This is a genomic window from Acinetobacter sp. ANC 5600 (genome assembly GCF_002018395.1).
GTDB lineage: Bacteria > Pseudomonadota > Gammaproteobacteria > Pseudomonadales > Moraxellaceae > Acinetobacter > Acinetobacter amyesii.
Map to the genome: position 1 here is coordinate 1 of NZ_MVKW01000012.1, position 21,367 is coordinate 21,367.

At 39.8% G+C, this 21,367-nt stretch carries 18 protein-coding genes and 1 rRNA gene; 7 read left to right on the plus strand and 12 right to left on the minus strand.

Annotated features, from left to right (window positions below; translation table 11 throughout):
• Window positions 1-71: ribosomal RNA gene (locus B1201_RS17065) — 16S ribosomal RNA — on the minus strand; the annotation flags it as partial.
• 429 nt (window positions 72-500) lie between these two features.
• The gene (locus B1201_RS16125; RefSeq protein ID WP_078194434.1) at window positions 501-1,070 is read right to left on the minus strand and encodes a peptidylprolyl isomerase; all 570 of its coding nucleotides are present in this window, start codon (window positions 1,068-1,070) and stop codon (window positions 501-503) included.
• A gap of 101 nt (window positions 1,071-1,171) precedes the next feature.
• Here B1201_RS16125 and B1201_RS16130 point away from each other — a divergent pair, with 101 nt between their 5' ends.
• A complete protein-coding gene (locus tag B1201_RS16130) occupies window positions 1,172-1,843 on the plus strand; it encodes an acetoacetate decarboxylase family protein (RefSeq protein WP_078194435.1) in 672 nt (223 codons plus the stop codon).
• Window positions 1,844-1,906: 63 nt separating this feature from the next.
• Here B1201_RS16130 and B1201_RS16135 read toward each other — a convergent pair whose 3' ends face one another.
• The gene (locus B1201_RS16135; RefSeq protein WP_078194436.1) at window positions 1,907-2,977 is read right to left on the minus strand and encodes an alpha/beta hydrolase; all 1,071 of its coding nucleotides are present in this window, start codon (window positions 2,975-2,977) and stop codon (window positions 1,907-1,909) included.
• A gap of 201 nt (window positions 2,978-3,178) precedes the next feature.
• On the opposite strand from B1201_RS16135, the gene B1201_RS16140 reads away from it, so the two are divergent.
• On the plus strand, window positions 3,179-3,748 hold the full coding sequence (locus B1201_RS16140; RefSeq protein WP_078194437.1) for a hypothetical protein: 570 nt from the start codon (window positions 3,179-3,181) through the stop codon (window positions 3,746-3,748).
• Window positions 3,749-3,929: 181 nt separating this feature from the next.
• On the opposite strand, the gene B1201_RS16145 is transcribed toward B1201_RS16140, so the two are convergent.
• A complete protein-coding gene (locus B1201_RS16145; RefSeq protein WP_228144800.1) occupies window positions 3,930-4,157 on the minus strand; it encodes a hypothetical protein in 228 nt (75 codons plus the stop codon).
• Between the two features lie 937 nt (window positions 4,158-5,094).
• Here B1201_RS16145 and grpE point away from each other — a divergent pair.
• The 4 genes from grpE (at window position 5,095) to B1201_RS16165 (ending at window position 9,320) form a co-directional block, all read left to right on the plus strand.
• Window positions 5,095-5,634, plus strand: coding sequence for a nucleotide exchange factor GrpE (gene grpE, locus B1201_RS16150; RefSeq protein ID WP_078194472.1), 540 nt, complete (start codon window positions 5,095-5,097; stop codon window positions 5,632-5,634).
• Window positions 5,635-5,754: 120 nt separating this feature from the next.
• The gene (dnaK, locus tag B1201_RS16155) at window positions 5,755-7,695 is read left to right on the plus strand and encodes a molecular chaperone DnaK (protein ID WP_078194438.1); all 1,941 of its coding nucleotides are present in this window, start codon (window positions 5,755-5,757) and stop codon (window positions 7,693-7,695) included.
• Window positions 7,696-7,910: 215 nt separating this feature from the next.
• Entirely contained in the window at window positions 7,911-8,822 is a 912-nt protein-coding gene (locus B1201_RS16160) for a matrixin family metalloprotease (RefSeq protein WP_078194439.1), read from the plus strand.
• Between the two features lie 120 nt (window positions 8,823-8,942).
• Window positions 8,943-9,320 (plus strand): hypothetical protein, encoded by a 378-nt coding sequence (locus tag B1201_RS16165; RefSeq protein ID WP_171263823.1) that lies wholly within the window; start codon window positions 8,943-8,945, stop codon window positions 9,318-9,320.
• A 68-nt stretch (window positions 9,321-9,388) separates the two neighbouring features.
• Here B1201_RS16165 and erpA read toward each other — a convergent pair whose 3' ends face one another.
• The 4 genes from erpA to B1201_RS16185 all read right to left on the minus strand — a co-directional run bounded on the left by erpA (window position 9,389) and on the right by B1201_RS16185 (window position 13,342).
• Window positions 9,389-9,724 carry an iron-sulfur cluster insertion protein ErpA gene (erpA, locus tag B1201_RS16170; RefSeq protein WP_078194440.1) on the minus strand — a complete coding sequence of 112 codons (336 nt, stop codon included), beginning with the start codon at window positions 9,722-9,724 and terminating at the stop codon, window positions 9,389-9,391.
• Window positions 9,725-9,858: 134 nt separating this feature from the next.
• Window positions 9,859-10,866, minus strand: coding sequence for a putative solute-binding protein (locus B1201_RS16175; RefSeq protein WP_078194441.1), 1,008 nt, complete (start codon window positions 10,864-10,866; stop codon window positions 9,859-9,861).
• A gap of 203 nt (window positions 10,867-11,069) precedes the next feature.
• Complete coding sequence (locus B1201_RS16180; protein ID WP_078194442.1) at window positions 11,070-12,080, minus strand: putative solute-binding protein; 1,011 nt, start codon at window positions 12,078-12,080, stop codon at window positions 11,070-11,072.
• 257 nt (window positions 12,081-12,337) lie between these two features.
• The gene (locus B1201_RS16185) at window positions 12,338-13,342 is read right to left on the minus strand and encodes a putative solute-binding protein (RefSeq protein WP_078194443.1); all 1,005 of its coding nucleotides are present in this window, start codon (window positions 13,340-13,342) and stop codon (window positions 12,338-12,340) included.
• Window positions 13,343-13,538: 196 nt separating this feature from the next.
• Between B1201_RS16185 and B1201_RS16190 the strand changes: the two genes are divergently transcribed.
• Window positions 13,539-15,476, plus strand: coding sequence for an ATP-binding cassette domain-containing protein (locus B1201_RS16190; RefSeq protein ID WP_078194444.1), 1,938 nt, complete (start codon window positions 13,539-13,541; stop codon window positions 15,474-15,476).
• 513 nt (window positions 15,477-15,989) lie between these two features.
• Here B1201_RS16190 and B1201_RS16195 read toward each other — a convergent pair.
• The 4 genes from B1201_RS16195 to dnaN form a co-directional block, all read right to left on the minus strand.
• Window positions 15,990-16,367, minus strand: a complete 378-nt coding sequence (locus B1201_RS16195; RefSeq protein WP_078194445.1) for a hypothetical protein — start codon at window positions 16,365-16,367, stop codon at window positions 15,990-15,992.
• A gap of 170 nt (window positions 16,368-16,537) precedes the next feature.
• Window positions 16,538-19,006 carry a DNA topoisomerase (ATP-hydrolyzing) subunit B gene (gene gyrB / locus B1201_RS16200; protein ID WP_078194446.1) on the minus strand — a complete coding sequence of 823 codons (2,469 nt, stop codon included), beginning with the start codon at window positions 19,004-19,006 and terminating at the stop codon, window positions 16,538-16,540.
• A 43-nt stretch (window positions 19,007-19,049) separates the two neighbouring features.
• Window positions 19,050-20,132 carry a DNA replication/repair protein RecF gene (gene recF, locus B1201_RS16205; protein ID WP_078194447.1) on the minus strand — a complete coding sequence of 361 codons (1,083 nt, stop codon included), beginning with the start codon at window positions 20,130-20,132 and terminating at the stop codon, window positions 19,050-19,052.
• 23 nt (window positions 20,133-20,155) lie between these two features.
• The gene (gene dnaN, locus B1201_RS16210) at window positions 20,156-21,304 is read right to left on the minus strand and encodes a DNA polymerase III subunit beta (protein ID WP_078194448.1); all 1,149 of its coding nucleotides are present in this window, start codon (window positions 21,302-21,304) and stop codon (window positions 20,156-20,158) included.
• Between the last annotated feature and the right edge of the window lie 63 nt (window positions 21,305-21,367).

Consider the following 21,367-nt stretch of genomic DNA (forward strand, 5'->3'; position numbering starts at 1 on the left):
TCCCGCTCGACTTGCATGTGTTAAGCCTGCCGCCAGCGTTCAATCTGAGCCATGATCAAACTCTTCAGTTTAAAATCAATAGTACATATAGTGTACCAATCTTGGCTCATCAATTACTGACAAAAATTTGCTCAAATAAACTTCGAGTAATTTCTACCATCAATCAATGAAAATAATTTCGATCAATCAATCAGTAAAAATCCACACAAGTTGTTCTTCATAATCTCTTAATGATCTTTCTAACATCTCGTCAATGCTAGAAGCTGGACTTCGATAAACTTAACAACTCAACGCTTCGCGTTTCGTTCGTTTCCGTCTATCTCGTCGGTATGGTGCTCATTATAGGGCAATTTCTTACACGCGCAAGTGCTTTTCACTCACAAAGAACACGAGTGTTTTATTTTTATGCACCATTATGATTCAAAAAACACACTTTACACTCATAAATACATGATATTTATTACAAATATCATGTAAAATATTTTTCCTATTTTGTGCGCTTAGTTTTTTACAGGTGCTGCTTTAATCACCACACTCTGTATAACTACTGGGTTTACAGGGACATTCTGATGCATTCCATAGTTCGCAGTTTGAACTTTTACGATTTTATCGACGATGTCCATACCTTTAGTGACCTTACCAAAAACAGCATATCCCGCATTCATTGCACTTTTATTGAGAAAGTCATTGTCTGCAACATTAATAAAGAACTGACTACTTGCTGAATCAGGATGATTCATCCGTGCCATTGCCAATGTGCCGCGTTTATTGCTCAAGCCATTACTTGATTCATTCTTAATCGCCGCTTTTGTTGGCTTCTCCTGCATTTTGACATCCATGCCCCCACCCTGAACCATAAATCCAGGAATCACGCGATGAAAGATTGTACCGTTATAAAATTTTTCTTTTGCATAGCTTTCAAAGTTTTTTGCTGAGATAGGTGCCTTGTCATTGAATAGTTCAATTTCAATATTGCCTTGAGAGGTTTTCATTTCGACAATAGTATTGGCAGCAAAACTGCTTAAGCTCACACAGCCAAGTGCTGCTGTAAATAAAATCTGTTTTAACATTTGCTAACTCTTCTGATTGATCTCGTACTTGTTATTGACTGTATATTAGTCTTTGATGATTAAAAAGTAATTATTCTGCCATTATTAAAACGAGAACAATGATGACGCAAATAATACCGTCGGACACTCCATTGACACATTTACCGCCTTGGCAACTGCGTGGCGATGCTTTTATTTTAAATTATTGGCTCTCTCCGAGCTTTATCCAACAAGCGCAAATGTTCCGTTTAGCAACATCAGCTTTGGGTCGTGTGGTTCAGGTGTTATTGGTCCGATACCATGATTCGCCTGTGGGTCCTTATGACGAATTGCTGATTTTAGATCACCCTTTATGGAGTAAGAAAAGGTTAAGTTCGATACCTAAGATTTATGTTTCGACAGATATCTCTGTCATTCATGGCCAAAAACTCTGGGGTATTCCTAAAGAGTTGGCAAAGTTTGAATGGCAACAACATGACAATGAAGTGGTCTGTACTATAGAAGTTGAACAACAAAAGATGCAGATCCGTTTAAAAAAATCACGTTCACAGCGTTCTTTCTATATTAATAGTCATCATATCCCTGCAGCGATGTTGCAAATCAGACAAGCGTGGGAAGGTAAGCGCTATCAATTTTCACCAAAGTTTCGCGGACGGCTATCTAAACTGAAACAGGTAGAATGGCACAACACACAGGACATTTTTCCAAATTTTTCTGAAGCACGATTATTGCAAAGCTTTTATGTCCCAGAATTTAGCCTCGTTTTTCCTGCTGCAAAAATCCAAGATAAATAACCCAATAAATAAAAACCCAGTGTTTCACGTGAAACACTGGGTTTACTTTATATAAAGGAATGATTAGCTACGTTTATCCCAAAATTTACGGAACTTCGTACTGATCTCGATCACGTATTTTTTAGCTCGGTGCGAAACCGGGGTTAAATTGATAAAACCATGGGTTTGATCGGTATATTCTTGATAAAACACTTTCACCCCTTGCTGACGGAGTTTATGCGAATAAATTTCACCTTCGTCATGTAAAACGTCATGCCCTGCTGTCACGATATACGCGGGTGCGATACCTGCCAATTTTCCATAGGTTGGTGAAATTAATGGATCATCTAAGGCCACTGCATGTTGTTCTGCATATAAAGCCGTTACGACATCAATATCTTTTTCAGTCAGAACCAAACCATCTTTATAAGCATAGAAAGATGGGTGGCGACTTTTGAAATCCACCACAGGATAAATTAATAGCTGAGCTTGCGGGGCAAAAACTTTCTGAGCACTGCGCTGCGCAACTGCGGTAGCAATATTGCCGCCTGCACTATCCCCTGCCACCGCAATTCGATTTTTTAGAATTTTAAACTGACGACTATTTTGATAAGTCCAAGCCAAGGCATCTTCACAACTTTGCATTAATTGAGCTGGGCTGGCCTCTGGCGTGAGTGGATAATCAATACTTAAAACTTGTGCTTTGGCATGCACGGCCAATAAACGACAAACTTCATCATGCGTGTCTAGACCACCCACCACAAAACCACCACCGTGATAGAAGACGATCATCGGTAATTTTTTATTTGGAGCAGGATGATAATGACGCGCAAACAGCGTAGCACTTTGTAAAGGTAGACGTATATCTTGCACTTGTTTCACAAAGGTCGGCTTGGTCTTGATCGACTCCATCTGTAAATCAAATAATTTACGAGACTTCACATAGTCTTCGGTCACAAAGCCTGACTTACCTTGCTTGAGTTGAGCCGCCATCATGCATTTCACCAGCGGATCTAATTCTGGAAAAATAAACGGATAATCGAGACGTTTTGCGAGGCTTTCTTTGGCAAAGTTAGGAAGACGATCAAGTAACCGAGCAGCCGTACCTTGGCCTTTATCTTTCATATTTTTAAGTGATTCATTCAATGCAAACATGCTCTATCCTTCGAATTATGCTCTTCATACTTTCTACATGATCTAGGTCAAATGTGACCATATTCACATATAAGTCTCAACATCGACATACATAGTACAAACCTAGTTAAGCTAATCTTCTTTTATAGAGTTGTCATTGACAATTTACCCAAGTTTTATGGGTTGATTATGCTAACCCATTCTCGATAAAGGATACTCACCATGGCTAAAAAGATCATCCTTCTGTCTTTTGCGACTGCTTTTTTGGCTGTAGGCTGCGTAGCATTCCCTGAAGATGGTTACTACGATGGACGTTATGATCAACGTTATGACCGCCGTTATGATCATAATGATCGACGCTATGACAATCGTTATGATCGCCGTTACGACAGCCGTTATGAACAAGACCGCCGTACATGGGAACGTCAGCAACAACAACGTAATCGTTTAGAGCTCGAACGTAGAAAGCAGCAACTTGACCAGCGTAACTGGGAACAGAATCGTAAAAATCAACAAGAGTGGGATCGTCGTAAAAACGAACTCGAACGTCAACGTCTAGAACAACAGCGTAAATACTCTGAAGCTGAACGTCGTAAACGTGCTGAACAAGATCGTCAAAAAGTCAGCAAAGAGCGTCAGCGTTTAGAAGAACAGCGCCGTAAAGCCAGTCAAGATCGTAGAAAACAAATTGAGCAAGAGCGCAAAAAAAATATTCAAGATTTAAGAAAGGCATCAGATCAACAACGTAAAGCGGCTGAAGAACGTCGTCGCGCGTGGGAAAATCGCCGTTAATTGTTGTTTTTGCAGATCGGTTAAAAGTAAAAAGCTCATCTACATGATGGGCTTTTTTTTCGTTCACTAAAAATAGAAAAGGTAAAAAAAAGCAATAGAAAAAAAATAGACAGAAGAGGCATCCTATCTTCTGTCTATTCTTGACTGCCTGTTGTTACAGGTCAGAGAGCATTAAACAATCTTATTGCTGAACTGTAGGTTGCGGTGCAGGCGCAGATTGAACTTCAGCACCTTGAGCTGATGGATCTGCTTGAACCACAGCACCCGATTGCTCTGTCGTTACAGATGCTTCAGTTGCAGACGTTACTTGTGCAGTTTCCGGAGATTCTACAGTTTCTTGAGAAGTACAACCCACCGCAGCTAAACCAAAACCTAAAACTGCGACAGCGAATAAACCAATTTTTTTCATCTTCATTATTTCCTTCATTGAATCATTAAAAGCAAAGCTCAACTTTGCCCGAGTCATAATGGAAAATAATTCTGTGAAGTTCCCACCTTCTGAGTTGTACTTTGTACGAGGCACGGTACAGCTTATGAAATGTTTTATTAATTAGGCGGTTTTCTTTCATTTTAAGGCTTTACATCATTTATTTAACTCAAGTGCTTTGTTTTTTATTAAAAAAATAAATATAAATGATTTTGAATAAAGCGTGATCACAGCTTTTGAATACAACAAAGTTCAACAAAACTTGCAACTCAGTTACTTAAGTGGCTGTTTTTATAAATTTCATGCAAAAAAAAGCCTGCTTATGAGAGAAGCAGGCCATGAAAAACACATTTGAAATAAATTAAGAAACTACAGCGATAGAATCTGTAACAAAGAATACTGTGCTGATCATTTTTTGTGAAATATTTAATAAAACTGATACTAAGAGTTTTTATGTATAAATATTAACCACTATTTTTTGAGGCAAAAAAAATGCTGATTCTTGGGAAATCAGCATGGAAAAGTTTTTCTAAAATCTAGAGGTAGTCACCATATCCCTCTCTCCAGTGGATATGGTCACTTCCGATAGATAAATTATGCAAATTTTCAGGCACAAAGAGAAACCGTTAAAATTTATGATGAAAATCTATAAATCCGATCAAAATATGATTATACATTCAAATCAATAATTTATATTTTCATAGAATTTAATTTTGCAGTCGATATTTGGCTGAAAAACCATTTATTTGAATAAAAAATTGCATTTAATCGCTGACTTCGCTTGAATTTTTATCCCCTGCCCCGATTTCTTTTATTAATCATGAATTCAAAACGCATGGCAGTTACGCATCGATGTCGTTTGAACGCACAGCTATAAGGACTGAACATGTTTAAGAACCCATTTAAACGGAGTAAATCAATGGCGACTGAGCAAAACCAAGACGCTCAAGATCTTCAACAAGAGCAAGCAGAACAGCAAACTCAAGCTGAAAACGAGCAAGCTGAAGTTTCAGTTGAAGATTTACAAGCACAAATCACCAATTTAGAAGAAAGCTTAAAACTTGAAAAAGCACGTACTGCAAATGCCATATATGAAGCGCAAAAAAGTGTAGAGCGCATTCAACGCGAATCTGAAAAGCATAAAGATACTGTGCTGGAAAAATTTGCAAAACAATTGCTTGAGTCAGTTGATAACCTTGAACGCGCGATTGCTGCGGCAGGTGATGAAAAATCAGGTTTATCTGAAGGTGTAGAACTTACACTGAAATCATTGCTCAGCACTTTAGAAAAATTTGGTGTGGTTGCTGTGGATACTGCAAATGGTTTCAATGCAGATCTTCATCAGGCTGTGGGCATCGATCCAAATGCCAAATCGAATGAAATTGGGACAGTATTGCAAAAAGGCTATAGTTTAAACGGTCGCCTATTACGCCCTGCTATGGTTATGGTTGGTGCATAAAGACAAATTTTCTGAGACGAATTAAAAATTTTAACCAATATTACTTGAAAATTTTTGATTGGCTCTCATATCGGATAACAAGCGAAAACATCGTAAAAGAATTTTAGAGGAAACATCCAAATGGCGAAAATCATTGGTATTGACTTAGGTACTACAAACTCTTGCGTAGCAGTACTTGAAGGCGACAAAGTAAAAGTAATCGACAACGCTGAAGGCGCTCGTACAACCCCATCTATTATTGCGTATAAAGATGGCGAGATCCTTGTCGGTCAATCTGCTAAGCGTCAAGCAGTGACTAACCCTAAAAACACATTATTTGCAATCAAACGTTTGATCGGTCGTAAGTACCAAGACCAAGCTGTGCAAAAAGATATCGGCCTTGTACCTTACAAAATCATCAAAGCTGACAATGGCGATGCTTGGGTTGATGTAAACGACAAGAAACTTGCACCACAACAAATCTCTGCTGAAATCTTGAAAAAGATGAAAAAAACAGCTGAAGACTACCTTGGTGAAACAGTAACTGAAGCGGTAATTACTGTTCCTGCGTACTTTAACGATGCTCAACGTCAAGCGACTAAAGATGCAGGTAAAATTGCTGGTTTAGATGTTAAACGTATCATCAACGAACCAACAGCTGCTGCACTTGCGTTCGGTATGGACAAAAAAGAAGGCGACCGTAAAGTTGCGGTTTACGACTTAGGTGGTGGTACTTTCGACGTATCAATCATTGAAATCGCTGACCTTGATGGCGACCAACAAATCGAAGTGTTGTCTACAAACGGTGATACATTCCTTGGTGGTGAAGACTTCGATAATGCATTAATTGAATACTTGGTTGAAGAGTTCAAGAAAGAACAAAGCGTAAACTTGAAACAAGATCCGCTTGCACTTCAACGTTTAAAAGAAGCTGCTGAAAAAGCAAAAATCGAGCTTTCTTCTTCGAATGCAACAGAAATCAACCTTCCATACATCACAGCAGATGCGACTGGTCCTAAACACTTAGTGATCAACGTGACTCGCTCTAAACTTGAAGGTTTAGTTGCTGAATTGGTTGCTCGTACAATTGAACCATGTAAGATTGCACTTAAAGATGCAGGTCTTTCAACCTCTGACATCTCTGACGTAATCTTGGTGGGTGGTCAGTCTCGTATGCCACTTGTACAACAAAAAGTACAAGAGTTCTTCGGCCGTGAGCCACGTAAAGACGTGAACCCAGATGAAGCTGTAGCGATGGGTGCTGCGATTCAAGGTGCAGTACTTTCAGGTGATAAAACTGACGTACTTCTTCTTGACGTAACTCCGCTTACACTTGGTATTGAAACAATGGGTGGCGTGTTAACAGCGATCATTGAGAAAAACACGACGATTCCTGCGAAGAAATCTCAAGTGTTCTCAACTGCTGCAGACAACCAACCAGCTGTAGACATTTCAGTTTACCAAGGTGAACGTAAAATGGCTCAACAAAACAAATTGTTGGGTAACTTCCAATTGGGCGATATTCCACCTGCTCCACGTGGTGTACCACAAATTGAAGTATCATTTGACATCAACGCTGATGGTATCTTGAAAGTATCTGCAAAAGATAAGAGCACAGGTAAAGAGCAATCAATTCAAATTAAAGCTAACTCTGGTTTGAGCGATGCTGAAATTGAAGCGATGATCAAAGATGCCGAAGCGAATGCTGAAGAAGATCGTAAATTTGAAGAATTAGCGAAAGCACGTAACGAAGCTGATGCACTTGTTTCTTCTGCTCAAAAAGCAGTAAAAGATCTTGGTGAACAGGTAACTGCTGATGAGAAATCTGCAATCGATGCTGCTGTAGCTGAGCTCGAAGCAGCGACTAAAGAAAACGATGTAGATGCAATCAAAGCGAAAACTGAAGCACTTCAAAACATCATTATGCCGATCACTCAACGTGCTTATGAAGCTGCACAAGGTCAAGGCGGTGCTGAAGGTTTTGATCCTAACGCTTTCCAAGGCGCTGAAGGTCAAGCTCAAAAAGCAGATGACGGCGTTGTAGATGCTGAGTTCACTGAAGTAAAAGATGACAAAAAATAATTTGTCGCTTTAACTGAGTTTTTCAAAGCTCAAAAAGACCGCGCGAAAGCGCGGTTTTTTTTGTGGATGATTTTGTCTGCATCAGGCAATATTCAAATAACACGCTTAAGCTCAAACAGCCACATTCTTCTCGACTGCCAATCTGTCTAAACTTAGATTTGCATAGCACTAAATTTCAGTTAAATTAATGCAAAATAATCAAGTTTTGCGACGCTATGCGTTTGATTTTAATTATTGTTGTCATCGTTTTGAGTACTTGGTGGATCTATCAAACCAAGCAGCATCCCCAACTGAAATTTAATTCAATTTCAGATCGACTTTTACACCCTCTCGATATCCGACTGCGTTATCGGGTTGCTGATGTCGATCCGCGTTTTGGATTAAGCCAGCAACAAGTCATTCAACTTAGCCAAGAAGCCGCAGAGATATGGCATAAAGGGACACTCAAACCGTTATTTATCTATGACCCAAATGCACAACTGGCGATCCATCTAATTTATGATGATCGCCAAGAACAATACAATGCCTATAAGCAAGTCCAAAAGACCTTAGCCGCAGATAAAGCCCGTAATGATTTATATGCCGAGAACTTAGCAAATTCGAGAAAAGGTCTGGAGATGAATGAGCAACAGCTCCGATCAAAACAAGCCATGATTCGTGCGGAAATCGCACAGCTGTCGCAAGAACGTATGAATTGGAGCCGAATAGAGCATGCACAAGGCCCCAATATGCAACGCGTTGAAAGAGAACTTGAGCAAGTTAAAGCACAAGCGATGCAATTAGACCAAGAAATAGATCGATTTAATCAGCAAAATGATCAATTTAACCAACAAGTCTTAAGCTATAACCAGCAAATCGATCAATATAATGCAGGCGTGATACAAGCCAGTCAGCGCTTTCCTGCTCGAGAGTTTCATAAAGGTGTCTTTATGGGCGATCAGATTCAGATTTATCAATTTGATGCCGAAGATGATTTACGCCTTACCCTTGCCCACGAACTCGGACATGCTCTCGGCTTATCTCACCATAATGACCCTGTTGCATTAATGTACCCAATCTTAGGCGCGCAACAATTAGAAAACTTTAAACTGATGCCAGCAGACCAAGGCTTACTATATTATCGTTAGAACACCCTGAGCAAAAAAAACCATACAATCTATAAGGATATTATAGGATTCACCAACAATAATTAGCATTTCATGTTATTGTTGATTTGCAATAATTCCCTTATATCAATGACATCTTACGTGGAGAGCAATGTGAGTTACTACCATATCTTAATTGAAGTGAATGACCACATCAGCACGATTGAACAAACCCGTGATATTGAGATTTTTGATATTACAGACATTCAACCTTATCTCCATGCGGTACTTTTACCCTTTTTTAATGAGCAATTAATTGAGCTCGAAGACGAAAATCTTGAGTTTAAAGATGTCTTGCATTTACAGGTCAAACAAACCCTATTGCCGATCCGTGACCTCATCGAAGAAGAACAACGCCTGCTTCCGAGTGATACCGATGTCACCATTACGGCATATGAAATTTTTAATAATTATCAATTGACTCAAGACGTGACTACCGTAATTTTAGATCTATTAGAAGCACTAAAATTTGAAGCCTAATATCGATTTTAAACATTAAAAAAGCCCTCTAAATGAGGGCTTTTTTATGGCTCAATTCATCATCGCGATTAGATCGAGAATGAAGATCCACATCCACACGTGGTTGTCGCATTCGGGTTTTGAACCACAAATCGAGAACCTTCAAGACCTTCAATATAGTCGACTGTTGAACCAACTAAATATTGATAGCTCAGTGAATCAACCAACATCTTCACATCACCATTGATGAATTCAGCATCATCTTCGTTTTGGCTTTCAGCAAAATTAAACCCATATGAGAAACCTGAACAACCACCACCAGTCACATATACACGTAACATAAGGTCTTGATTACCTTCACTCTCACGCAATTGGCGTACTTTATTGGCAGCATTGTCAGTCAGCACAAGTGCTTGAGCATTCATGATGGATTCCTCTGAGTCATTGGGGTGTCTTTAAAAAGAAAAGACCATATTTCAAGTATAACATACTCAATATATGGTCAGTCTTCACAGTTTAAAGTTAAATCAGAGTATTTTCCTCAAGATTCATTTAAAACTTATTTATAGTTTTCTTCCTGTAATGCGCATTCGAAGTTTTTCGGATCTTGTTTACAGCGGAATTGCCATAATAGTTTCATCATTCGCTTGTCGTAGATACCACGTTTAGTCAAATCAATACGCGCTTCACGCATCATTTTTTGATAACCAGCTTTGTCTGCAGTTGGAACATCCATCCAATATTTGGCTGGAATTTCCGATTTCATTTTTCCTAAAATGGTAAATGCACGAGGTAATTGTATTTTGACCCAATCACGTGATTTTTGTCCATAACCTGCAGGGAATTTATCTGGGCGAATAATGATATTTCCCGTCACTTGTAAAATTGGATAATTGACGATTGCGCCTTTGCTGCCTAAACCTTTATGTAATTCCAATGGTTTGAACACCGCAGCAGGTGCCCCAATTATATCTACCTGACCATTGTTAAATTTGGCGCCAAAATTGGTTACATCAGCACTGACTGCTTGAGCTCCGACCTGCTGCACCATAATTTTCTGTGCTTCATCATAGTCAAGCACCGCAATTTTTTTACCTGCGGCTTTAGCGACAGTATTAATACTTCGGTCATTCACTAACAGATAGGCATCACCAACAGGTATCACACCTGCCACTTCATATTTACTATTGACCATGCTCTTAGCAAATGTTGGACTTGCAAGACCTTGCATAACTTTTACGGCCAATTTCAAATCTGGAATCGCACCAATGGCATCTAAAGAACCGGTAAAATTATTGAATTGGCGACCACGCATACCAGTAACACTGATCCCATCACATTTACCAGCTTTAAAATCTTCTGCAATCACCGCTTCATTTTGACCTACGCGGAGCTCAATGTCTGCGCCCCAGTTTTTTGCCGCCAATTGATAATCTTTCATCAGGGTAAAAACATCACCATTTTTACCAACCAAATCAAATACACATACCACTTGCTTCGCTTGAGCTACGCCATTTACCGCCATTAATGCAGCAGCAACGCTCAATGCCTTTGTCCATTGTTTCATACTGACTTTCCTTGTTTTTTTACTGTTTTTGTTTTTAACCATTTTTTGAATTTTGGGTCATGCTGAGTTCGATTCTATTGACTCACAGCCCACGATTTTAATTTAGATTACCTGAATATTTTGCTCACTCAATGGCGAGAATGACCTATAAATTTGCAAAAAAATGCCTGGATAAATCCAGGCTTTTTTCTTTAAATATCAGCTTATTCGCCGCCAAGTGAACATTCAAAATTGGCTTTATCGACAGAGCAACGTGCCTTTTTCAATACTGACATCATGCCCGCATCATAAATGCCACGTTTCGTCATATCCATACGACCTTCACGCAGTAATTTTTGATATTTGGTTTTATCTTCTGCACTTAGGTTAAGTTTATATTTCGCAGGAATACCTGCTTCTAGACGGTTAATCATCGCGATACTCTTCGGTAAGTGTTTCACAAACCAATCACGTGATTTTTGACCAAAGCCAGCTGGGAACTGATCAGGACGAATAATAAAGTCCGCAGTCACTTGTAGAACTGGGAAGTTAAACATCGCACCATTGGTACCTAAACCTTTATAGATCTCTAATGGTTTGTAGGCATATGCAGGCGCACCCACCATATCGACCTGACCATTATTAAACTTAGCCACAAAGTTAGATACATCTGAAATCACAGCTTGAGCGCCGACACGTTGCACCATAATTTTTTGTGCTTCGTCATAGCCTAATACTGCAAACTTTTTACCTGCTGCTTTTTCAATTGAGTCAATTTTCTTGTCTTTGACAAAGATGAATGCTGAACCCAGTGGGGCAATACCCGCCACTTCATATTTCTTACCACCTAGATTGCTGACCATTTTTGCAGCATTACGTTGGTCTAATGCAAAGGTAATCGCACGTTGCGCAATCGCATTGCTCGGTGCGCCACCCAGCGCATCAATAGAGCCTGCAAATTTATTGTACTGACGGGCACGCATCGCCGTCATAAATACGCCGTCACATTTACCTGCTTTAAAGTCATTGTCGGCTACTGCTTCGTCTTGACGCGGAATTAAGTTAATTTCAGCACCCCAGCCTTTTGCTGCAAGCGCCCATTCCTGAGCCATTTGATATGACTCGCCTGACTTACCCAGTAAGTCAAATACACAGATATCTACTTTTGCTGCCTGAGCTGAACCAGCAAAGCCAATTGCAGCAAACGTAGCCAATGATAGGAGCGTTTTTTTCATTCTATTTTCCTTTCAAATCTTTTTATGGTTCAGAGGTGTCCTTACACAAGCCCGATATTAAGCAAGTTAAATTAAAAAAAATAGAGCATTTACTCCATTTATTTATGTCATTTTGGCATATTCTGTTTTTCTGTGATGCATATCACTTTTTATATAAAGTAAAATTATAAATATAATCATCATCTTATATTTGCAAAAATGGCTTTTTACATTTACAGCGATTGCATCAAAATTTACAAAGAAATACAGAAAAAAGCTTATTCACCCGCCACTGAACACTCAAAATTGGTTCGCTCAATCGTACAACGGGCTTTTTTTAGTACCGTCATCATGGTGGAGTCATAGATCCCTTGTTTGGTTAAATCCATCCGTCCTTCACGCAATATTTTCTGATACTTCAACTGATCATCTTTGCTGAGATTCATCTTATATTTGGCAGGAATTTCAGCTTCCATGCGTTTTACCATGGCAAAACTTTTTGGTAATTGCTTAACAAACCATTGCCGAGAAGGTTCAGCAAAACCTTCTGGGAATTTATTATTACGAATAATCAGGTCTGCCGTGACATTCACCACAGGAAAATTCACCATCGCCCCGGTAGTGCCTAAGCCTTTTGAAATTTCGAGTGGCTTAAAGGCATAAGCTGGCGCAGCAACAATTTCAACTTCGGCCTGATTAAACTTGCGAATAAAATTAGAAATTTCTGACATCACTGGCACAGCGCCAACACGGTCGACCATCACTTTTTGCGCATAATCATAATGCAAAATGGCAAATTTTTTACCTTCAGCTTTTTCTAAATTATTGATATTGCGATCACGGACAAAAATGTAGGCTGAACCAATTTGCCCGATCCCTGCCACTTCATAACTATCTTTGCCTAGATTGCTAATCAGTCGTTTACTGTTCCGTTTATCTAAGACATAGGTAATGGCTTTTTGCGCGATGGTATTGTTCGGTACACCACCAATGGCATCAATCGAACCGGCAAATTTGTTATACGCACGTGCCCGCATCGAGGTCATATAAAATGCGTCACATTTCCCTTCTTTAAAATCTTTATCGACTTTGGATTCATCTTGATATGAAATCAGTTGAACTTGTGCTCCCCATGCCTTACTGGCCAGAGACCACTCTTCCATCAGCTTATAAGATTCCCCCGCTTTTCCAAGTAAATCGAACACACAAACCTTCTGATTGGCATAGCTTTGTGCAGACATCACACCTGAAAGAAGCGATAAAATTAAAATTCCTTTTCTCATTTCTTATATTCCCAATATGTTTTATTAATCCATTTAAAACAACAACTTGAAATATTTTTTTAATACTATAGCCAGTTCAATATACCTAAATACGTGGAATCTGTCACATTTTTTCAGATGGTTGCGATGCTTTGTTTTTTCTTTTGCAAAGCCATCCATTAGAATAGCCCCACATTCTTCTTGTTTAGTTAGTTCCATGATTCAGTTAGACCAACTTTCCATTCGTCGCGGTGGGCGTGTTTTATTTCAAAAAGCATCTATGCAATTGCATCCAGGCTGGAAAATCGGCTTAACCGGTGTAAATGGTGCGGGTAAATCGACTCTTTTTTCTGCGCTTTTAGGTGGAATGGAATCTGATGGCGGCTCATTGACTCGTCCTGCGGTATGGACCGTCGCGCATATGGCACAAGAAATCAAAGCACTCGATATGAAAGCGATTGATTTCGTTCTATCAGGCGATGAAGAATATTGGGAAATACAACATAAACTTGAACATCCAGAACAATTAGACAATGAAGCATTGGCACACTTATATGGCCGATTTGATGAAATCCATGGCTATACAGCACCATCTAAAGCCTCACAATTGATGGCTGGCCTGGGATTTTTTGAACATCAATCCCAGCTCAATGTTTCAAGCTTTTCAGGTGGTTGGCGTATGCGTTTAAACCTTGCGCGTACCCTGATGAGTCGTTCCGACCTATTATTACTCGATGAACCAACCAACCACTTAGACTTAGATGCGATTTTGTGGTTAGAAGATTGGTTAAAAGCTTACGAAGGTACACTAATCTTGATTTCACATGACCGTGATTTCTTAGATGCGGTGACTGATCATATTTTACATATCGAAAATCAAGAGCTGACACTTTACACCGGCAACTATTCGACCTTTGAACGCACACGCTCTGAGCGCTTGGCACAACAACAACAAGCCTATGAAAAGCAGCTTGAAACCCGTGCGCATCTCCAAAAATTTATTGACCGTTTTAAAGCCAAAGCCACCAAAGCCAAACAGGCTCAAAGCCGTATTAAACAATTAGAACGCATGCAGGAACTTTCTGCCGCGCATGTCGATACACCATTTACCTTTAGTTTCCGTGAGCCAACCAAAATGAGCTCACCGCTGCTGCAAATGGAACATGTCAATATTGGCTATGGTGACAAACTGATTGCCACCAATGTGAATTTACAGATTACCCCAAACAGTCGCATTGGTTTACTGGGAATGAATGGTGCAGGTAAATCAACCTTAATTAAATCCTTGGTTGGAGACCTTCCCTTATTACAAGGGACGCGCAAAGCTTCTGAACTGTTGAATATTGGCTATTTTGCGCAGCATCAAATGGATGCTTTAGATGGCAATGCCAGCCCGATGTTGCAATTATCTCGAATCGCTGACAAAAAAATCAGTGAAGCTGCATTACGTTCATTTTTAGGCAGCTTTGGTTTTAGTGGCGAACGCATGGATACACCAAGTGAAGGCTTTTCAGGCGGTGAACGAGCACGATTAGCTTTGGCTTTGATTGTTTGGCAGCGCCCCAATGTTTTAATTCTAGATGAACCGACCAACCATTTAGACCTTGATATGCGTCATGCCCTAACTATGGCATTACAAGATTTTGAAGGCGCTGTGGTTTTGGTTTCGCATGAACGTCAATTGATTGCCAGCGTTTGTGACGAATTATTGTTGGTACATCATGGGAAATGTCGCGAATTTGATGGCGACCTCGTGGCTTATGCCGATTGGCTGCGTCAAGCACGGATTGACATGATGAAAAATAGCCAACAAGCCCCTACTCCCATCAAATCTCAAGTTGAAACTAAACCGACGATTTCCAAAGTCGATAAAGAAGCGCAGCGCAAAGAAGCTGCACGTCAGCGTGAATTGACCCGCCCGATTCGTAAAAACATTGAAAAAAATGAAGCGCAAATCAGCAAAATTCAGCCACGCTTAAACAAAATCGAGGAATTATTAGCAGACAGTGCTTTATATGAAGCCAGTCGAAAAGATGACTTACTCAAACTGATGAATGAGCAAACAGAATTAAAAGCCAAACTTGAATCTGTCGAAGAGCAAATGCTTGAATTAATGATGGAATTAGAAGAAATGGAAAGTAGTTTTGAGGCTTAATTTAAAAGTCAAAACCCTAGATTTTCATTATTAAGAAAACCTAACTTAAGCTCAAAAAATCAATCGCCGTGAAATTTAAATGTTCCACGGCGATTTTTTATTTATACTTCACAATAATAATCACACTATAAATCTAAAAAATATTTAAAAAATCGAATGTTCATATCCAACTGGTTATTACATTGTTAAAGCATTTCTATTCGTAAAGAATCTAAAAATTCAGCGATCGCTTTTACCCTAATTTTGTAAATGAATTCAAAAAATATACTTCACATCAAACTCATTACCACAGTTATCCACAAAAGCCATTTTTAAATTCATTTTTTATTTTTTAAATTCAAAATATCGAACCACCTTTTTTATGGATAAATATTTTTAAATGATGTTATCCACAATTATAAATGACTTTGATGTTGAACACTATTAAATGTGAAAATTCACAAAACTTATCCACATTTGCAAGATGGATGCATTTTATCTCCATTCACGACATCAATTTAAACTTTTTATTGTTTAAGATAAGGCAGAAGGATGGGCTTTTTTTGCCTTTAAAAAACGTAATTCTTGTATTTTCCAGGTCTGATCAAAATGCCAGATTTCCTGTATTTGCTGCTGTGTTTCAGCTAAACCAATTAAAATTTTGCACTCAGTTTGGTCACGATTAAACTCATAATCTTCAAATTCTACGTCTGGTTTTTGTGGTTTCCAAACCCCATTTTTCACTGCATGTGCAATACGTTCATAGCGGACATAATTACTTTCGACGCGCCCGTCTTGCTCATAAACCACCTTAAAGTGCTCATCTTCGTATTCGGCTAAAACAGTATAATTTCCGGTAAAAAATGCATTTACCCAGATGTCACGAATGTGTTCAAGTTGATTGTCCATCATATATAGACCTCTTATTTTTAGCTGCTAAGTTCAATTTGATTTGAGCTTAGCATCAGAATAAGTCAATTTTATAAAACACAAATTGGCGATTTAATATTCAATTTTATTTAAGATAGCATAAAAAAAAGCACTCCCAAGAGTGCTTTTTTGAATGATTCTGTAATCAGAATTTAGGCATCAATATCCGCATTTAACGCATTTTCTTCAATGAAGGCACGACGTGGTTCCACATCATCACCCATCAAGCAAGAGAACATACGATCAGCTTCAATCGCATCCTGTACCGTTACTTGCAGCATGTTACGGTTCTCAGGATCCATTGTAGTTTCCCAAAGCTGTTCAGCATTCATCTCACCCAAACCTTTATAGCGCTGAATCATCATGCCACGGCGTGAGTCTTGTAAGATGTTTTGCCAAACCTGATGGAAGCTGCTCACTGGAATTTTGCGCTCGCCTTTTTGTAGGTAAGCACCTTCTTCCAATAAGGTGAACCAACTCTTCGAATTTTTGAGTAAACGCGCATATTCACCTGAACCCAATAGACCTGAATCTAACAAGTATTGGTGCGGTAAATTATGAACATAGATGGTAATACGCGGGAAATAGGTCGCTGACTTATTGCCTTCAGTATCTTCATGCTCAAAAGTTTCTAAGCTTAATTCAGGACGTAGGCTAGGTTGAGTTTTCTCAATATTGGCACGTAGTTGCTCACCCCAAGTCTGTACATAGTCTTGGTTATTTGCTTGATCTAACTTAAAGCCTTCTACTGCCAATAAGCCATCCAACACACTTGCAGGATAACGTACAGTCAGACGATGTAAGCTCTTTTGAGAGGTTTGATAATCCGCAATCACACCCGCTAAAGCCTCACCACGAATGGCTGGCGCTTCTGCACTGATGTGTAATTCAAGCTCATCAATTGCATTTGAAATCAGGTAAGTCTCAAGCGCATCATTATCTTTGATGTACTGTTCTTGCTTGCCTTTTTTCAGCTTATACAACGGTGGCTGTGCAATATAAATATATCCACGTTCCACAAGTTCTGGCATTTGACGGAAGAAGAAAGTCAACAGTAGCGTACGAATGTGCGAACCATCGACGTCGGCATCGGTCATGATGATGATTTTGTGATAACGCAGTTTATCTGGGTTATATTCCTCACGGCCAATACCACAACCTAAAGCGGTAATCAGTGTTCCCACTTCTTGAGAAGAAATCATCTTGTCAAAACGTGCACGTTCCACGTTGAGGATTTTACCTTTCAGCGGCAAAATCGCTTGCATCTTACGGTTACGGCCCTGTTTTGCAGAACCACCCGCAGAGTCACCTTCGACTAAGTAAAGTTCAGACAACGCAGGATCTTTTTCCTGACAATCGGCCAATTTACCTGGCAGGCCTGCAATATCAAGCGCACTCTTACGACGAGTCATTTCACGTGCTTTACGCGCTGCATCACGCGCACGGGCTGCATCAATAATTTTGCCTGCAATCGATTTAGCGGCTTGGGGGTTCTCTAAAAGATATTCAGAGAACGATTTATTCATTGCTTGCTCAACCGCAGTTTTCACTTCGCTCGACACCAATTTTTCTTTGGTTTGCGAAGAGAATTTTGGATCCGGCACTTTCACCGAAACAATTGCAGTTAAACCTTCACGTGCATCATCACCAGAAACCGCCACTTTCTCTTTTTTGAGTAAGTTTTCGCTTTCCATGTAGCTGTTTAAGCCACGAGTTAATGCAGCACGGAAACCCGCTAAATGCGTACCACCATCTTTTTGTGGAATGTTATTGGTAAAGCAACGAACATTTTCCTGATAAGAATCATTCCACTGCAATGCAACTTCTACACCAATGCCATTATCGGCTTGAGTAGTAAAGTGGAAGATATCATTCAGATGGGTTTTGCCTTGGTTAATATATTTTACAAACTCAGACAAACCACCTTCATAGTCATAAACGTGCTCTAAATTGATACGTTCGTCACGTAGCACAATTCGTACACCTGCATTCAGGAACGATAATTCACGTAAACGACGCGCCAAAATATCGACATTAAAAATCGTTTGACTGAAGGTTTCAGCACTTGGCCAGAAACGTATACGTGTACCTGTACGATCTGTCTCACCCACCACCTTTAATGGATACACGGAATCACCGTGTTTATATTCTTGCTGGTGGATTTGACCCGCACGATGAATAGTTAATTCGAGCTTGCTTGAAAGCGCATTCACCACGGATACGCCTACACCATGTAGACCGCCTGAAACTTTATAGCTGTTATCATCAAATTTACCGCCCGCATGCAGAATCGTTAAAATCACTTCTGCTGCAGAAACACCTTCTTCTGGGTGAATGTCGGTAGGAATACCACGACCGTTATCCGATACGCTTACAGATTCATCTTCATGAATGGTGACTTGAATTTCGTCACAATGACCTGCCAACGCTTCATCAATTGAGTTATCGACAACTTCAAACACCATGTGGTGTAGGCCAGTACCATCGTCAGTATCACCAATATACATGCCCGGACGCTTACGTACAGCGTCTAGACCACGTAATACTTTGATGCTAGAGGAATCATAAGCTTTTTCTATGGTTTGTTCTGTTTGAGAAGCAGCTTGATCTTCTGAACTCATGGTTTCTCCCTAGTGAAAAATAGGTCTATCCAAAGGTGGTATTTCATTGCACAACAGCCTGCACCGTACCATTTTCAACTTTGAATAATTGATAAGAAATAGATAAATCATGTAAGTGTTTTTGCACTGAATCATGGTCTAAAGTGGTAATAAAAACTTGACTACCAAGATGGCTTAAACGCTCAATTAAACGCTGTTGTGCGGTTAAATCTAATTCTGCTGTCAGATCATCTAATAATACCACAGTTTCCTTATTACAAGCATGTAGCATTGCAATCTGTGACAGTTTTAACGCCATGATCAATAACTTTTTTTGCCCACGAGAGAGCACAACATCAGCATCCCCCATAGCGGTTTTTAACCTTAAATCTGCACGGTGCGGACCATATTCAGTATAGCCACGCTCGCAGTCTTTAAAATGCTGATTGGTCAGATCATTCAACAGCCCTGTTTCGGCATGAAAGCCTGCATTGTATTCCAGTGTCACTGTTAAATCAGGCAATAAGGCTTCTAGATCTTGTTGAAAATATCGAATCCACTGTTCCACCACATTACTGCGCAGACTATGCAAGATCTCACCATAGTCACTGAGCATTTTGTTCCACGGTTCTAAGTCAGACAAACTCAAATGACGTCGTGATTTCAGCAAACTATTCCGCTGTTTTAATGCCCGTGCATAATATTGCCATGTATGGTAAAACTCCGGTTCCACGTGGAACATCAACCAATCTAAAAGTTGACGTCGTGGCTTCGCACCATGATCAATAATATCGGTACTTTGTGGATCGATGAGTTGTAGCGGTAAAATCTTAGCCAACTGCCCTTGTGTCCCCACTAGGTCGCCATTGACTTTAATCACTTGCTCGCCCGACTGCATTTTTTGCATACCAATGCGGTCTGTTGCAGACTGCGCAAAGACGACAGCGTCAGGGCTATTATTTTGAATATAGTTTTTCGGAATATGGGTTCGAAAAGAACGTCCAGTTGCCAGCAAATGTACTGCTTCTAATACAGAAGTTTTACCTGAACCATTTTGCCCATAAAAGACATTAAACGGCTGCAACCCAGAGAGTGCAACCGTCTTTAAATTTCGAACACGTTCTACATGTAAACGCGTGATATGCATAATAATTGAGACGTCAGTCCGAATTAAACACGCATTGGCATCACAACATAGGTTTGATCTTGTTGCTGTGGATCTTGTACCAATACAGACTGGTTGGCTTCTGTCATGGTCATTGCAACATCATCACCATCCAATACATTCAGAACTTCCAATAAGTACTGTGCATTGAATGACATTTCCATCGGTGCATCAGCATATTGAATCGCGAGATCTTCGATCGCTTCATCTTGCTCAGGGTTATTGGCACGAAGTTGTAAGGTGTCCGCATCAAACTTCAAGAAGACGCCACGCAATTTTTCATTACTTAAAATCGCTACACGTTGTAGTGATTGTTTAAATACATCATGTGCAATGCGCACGTTTTTATCGCCACCACGTGGAATCACACGGCGGTAGTCAGGGAATTTACCATCAATCAATTTTGTGGTGAAACGTACGGTAATATCACCCTGCTCTTTATCTCGGCTGGCAATGGTAATTGTTACATTTAATAATTCACGACCAATTAACAACGATAATTGCTCGTCTTCAACACTCAATAGACGCTGCAATTCACCTACGGCTTTACGTGGAACAATTGCTTGCATTGCTTGTGTCGCATTCGAGCTTGCCGCTGTTTCACACATCGCCAAACGGTGACCATCGGTCGTTACTGCACGCAATTGATTTTCATCAATTTCAAGTAAAGTACCCGTCAAATAGAAACGCACATCTTGAACCGCCATAGCAAAAGACGTTTTTTCAAATAAACGCTTTAACTCACGTTGAGTCACACCGACTTGAGTGCCTTGAGTATTTTCAGTGGTTAATAATGGATAGTCTTCTGCAGGCAAAGTACCCAATACAAAACGACTGTTTCCAGATTTTAAAATACAGCGCTGATCTTCAGTGATTTGCAAATCAATCAATGCCGCTGAAGGCAATGATTTACAGATATCCATCAGTTTACGCGCAGGAACTGTCGTCACCCCTGCTTGTAAACATGCGCCATCTGCCAGCGGTGTACTCGCAACCAGTTCCACTTCTAGGTCAGAACCTGTAATGGTCAATGCTTGCTCAGTAACCTGTACTTTGACATTGGATAAAATATTTAAGGTATGGCGACGCTCAACCGCTCCTACGACATGTGACAGAACATTCAGTAAGCTTTCTTTCGCGATTTTTAAACGCACAATACATTCCTCTAAAAACTGAAGACAGACAAAATAAATTAATTTTTTAGCAGTGTACTATGC

Coding starts and splice junctions, on each gene's coding strand:
- B1201_RS16125 (WP_078194434.1), bottom strand. CDS start 1,070: ATGTTAAAACAGATTTTATTTACAGCAGCACTTGGCTGTGTGAGCTTA.
- B1201_RS16130 (WP_078194435.1), top strand. CDS start 1,172: ATGACGCAAATAATACCGTCGGACACTCCATTGACACATTTACCGCCT.
- B1201_RS16135 (WP_078194436.1), bottom strand. CDS start 2,977: ATGTTTGCATTGAATGAATCACTTAAAAATATGAAAGATAAAGGCCAA.
- B1201_RS16140 (WP_078194437.1), top strand. CDS start 3,179: ATGGCTAAAAAGATCATCCTTCTGTCTTTTGCGACTGCTTTTTTGGCT.
- B1201_RS16145 (WP_228144800.1), bottom strand. CDS start 4,157: ATGAAAAAAATTGGTTTATTCGCTGTCGCAGTTTTAGGTTTTGGTTTA.
- grpE (WP_078194472.1), top strand. CDS start 5,095: ATGGCGACTGAGCAAAACCAAGACGCTCAAGATCTTCAACAAGAGCAA.
- dnaK (WP_078194438.1), top strand. CDS start 5,755: ATGGCGAAAATCATTGGTATTGACTTAGGTACTACAAACTCTTGCGTA.
- B1201_RS16160 (WP_078194439.1), top strand. CDS start 7,911: ATGCGTTTGATTTTAATTATTGTTGTCATCGTTTTGAGTACTTGGTGG.
- erpA (WP_078194440.1), bottom strand. CDS start 9,724: ATGAATGCTCAAGCACTTGTGCTGACTGACAATGCTGCCAATAAAGTA.
- B1201_RS16175 (WP_078194441.1), bottom strand. CDS start 10,866: ATGAAACAATGGACAAAGGCATTGAGCGTTGCTGCTGCATTAATGGCG.
- B1201_RS16180 (WP_078194442.1), bottom strand. CDS start 12,080: ATGAAAAAAACGCTCCTATCATTGGCTACGTTTGCTGCAATTGGCTTT.
- B1201_RS16185 (WP_078194443.1), bottom strand. CDS start 13,342: ATGAGAAAAGGAATTTTAATTTTATCGCTTCTTTCAGGTGTGATGTCT.
- B1201_RS16190 (WP_078194444.1), top strand. CDS start 13,539: ATGATTCAGTTAGACCAACTTTCCATTCGTCGCGGTGGGCGTGTTTTA.
- B1201_RS16195 (WP_078194445.1), bottom strand. CDS start 16,367: ATGATGGACAATCAACTTGAACACATTCGTGACATCTGGGTAAATGCA.
- gyrB (WP_078194446.1), bottom strand. CDS start 19,006: ATGAGTTCAGAAGATCAAGCTGCTTCTCAAACAGAACAAACCATAGAA.
- recF (WP_078194447.1), bottom strand. CDS start 20,132: ATGCATATCACGCGTTTACATGTAGAACGTGTTCGAAATTTAAAGACG.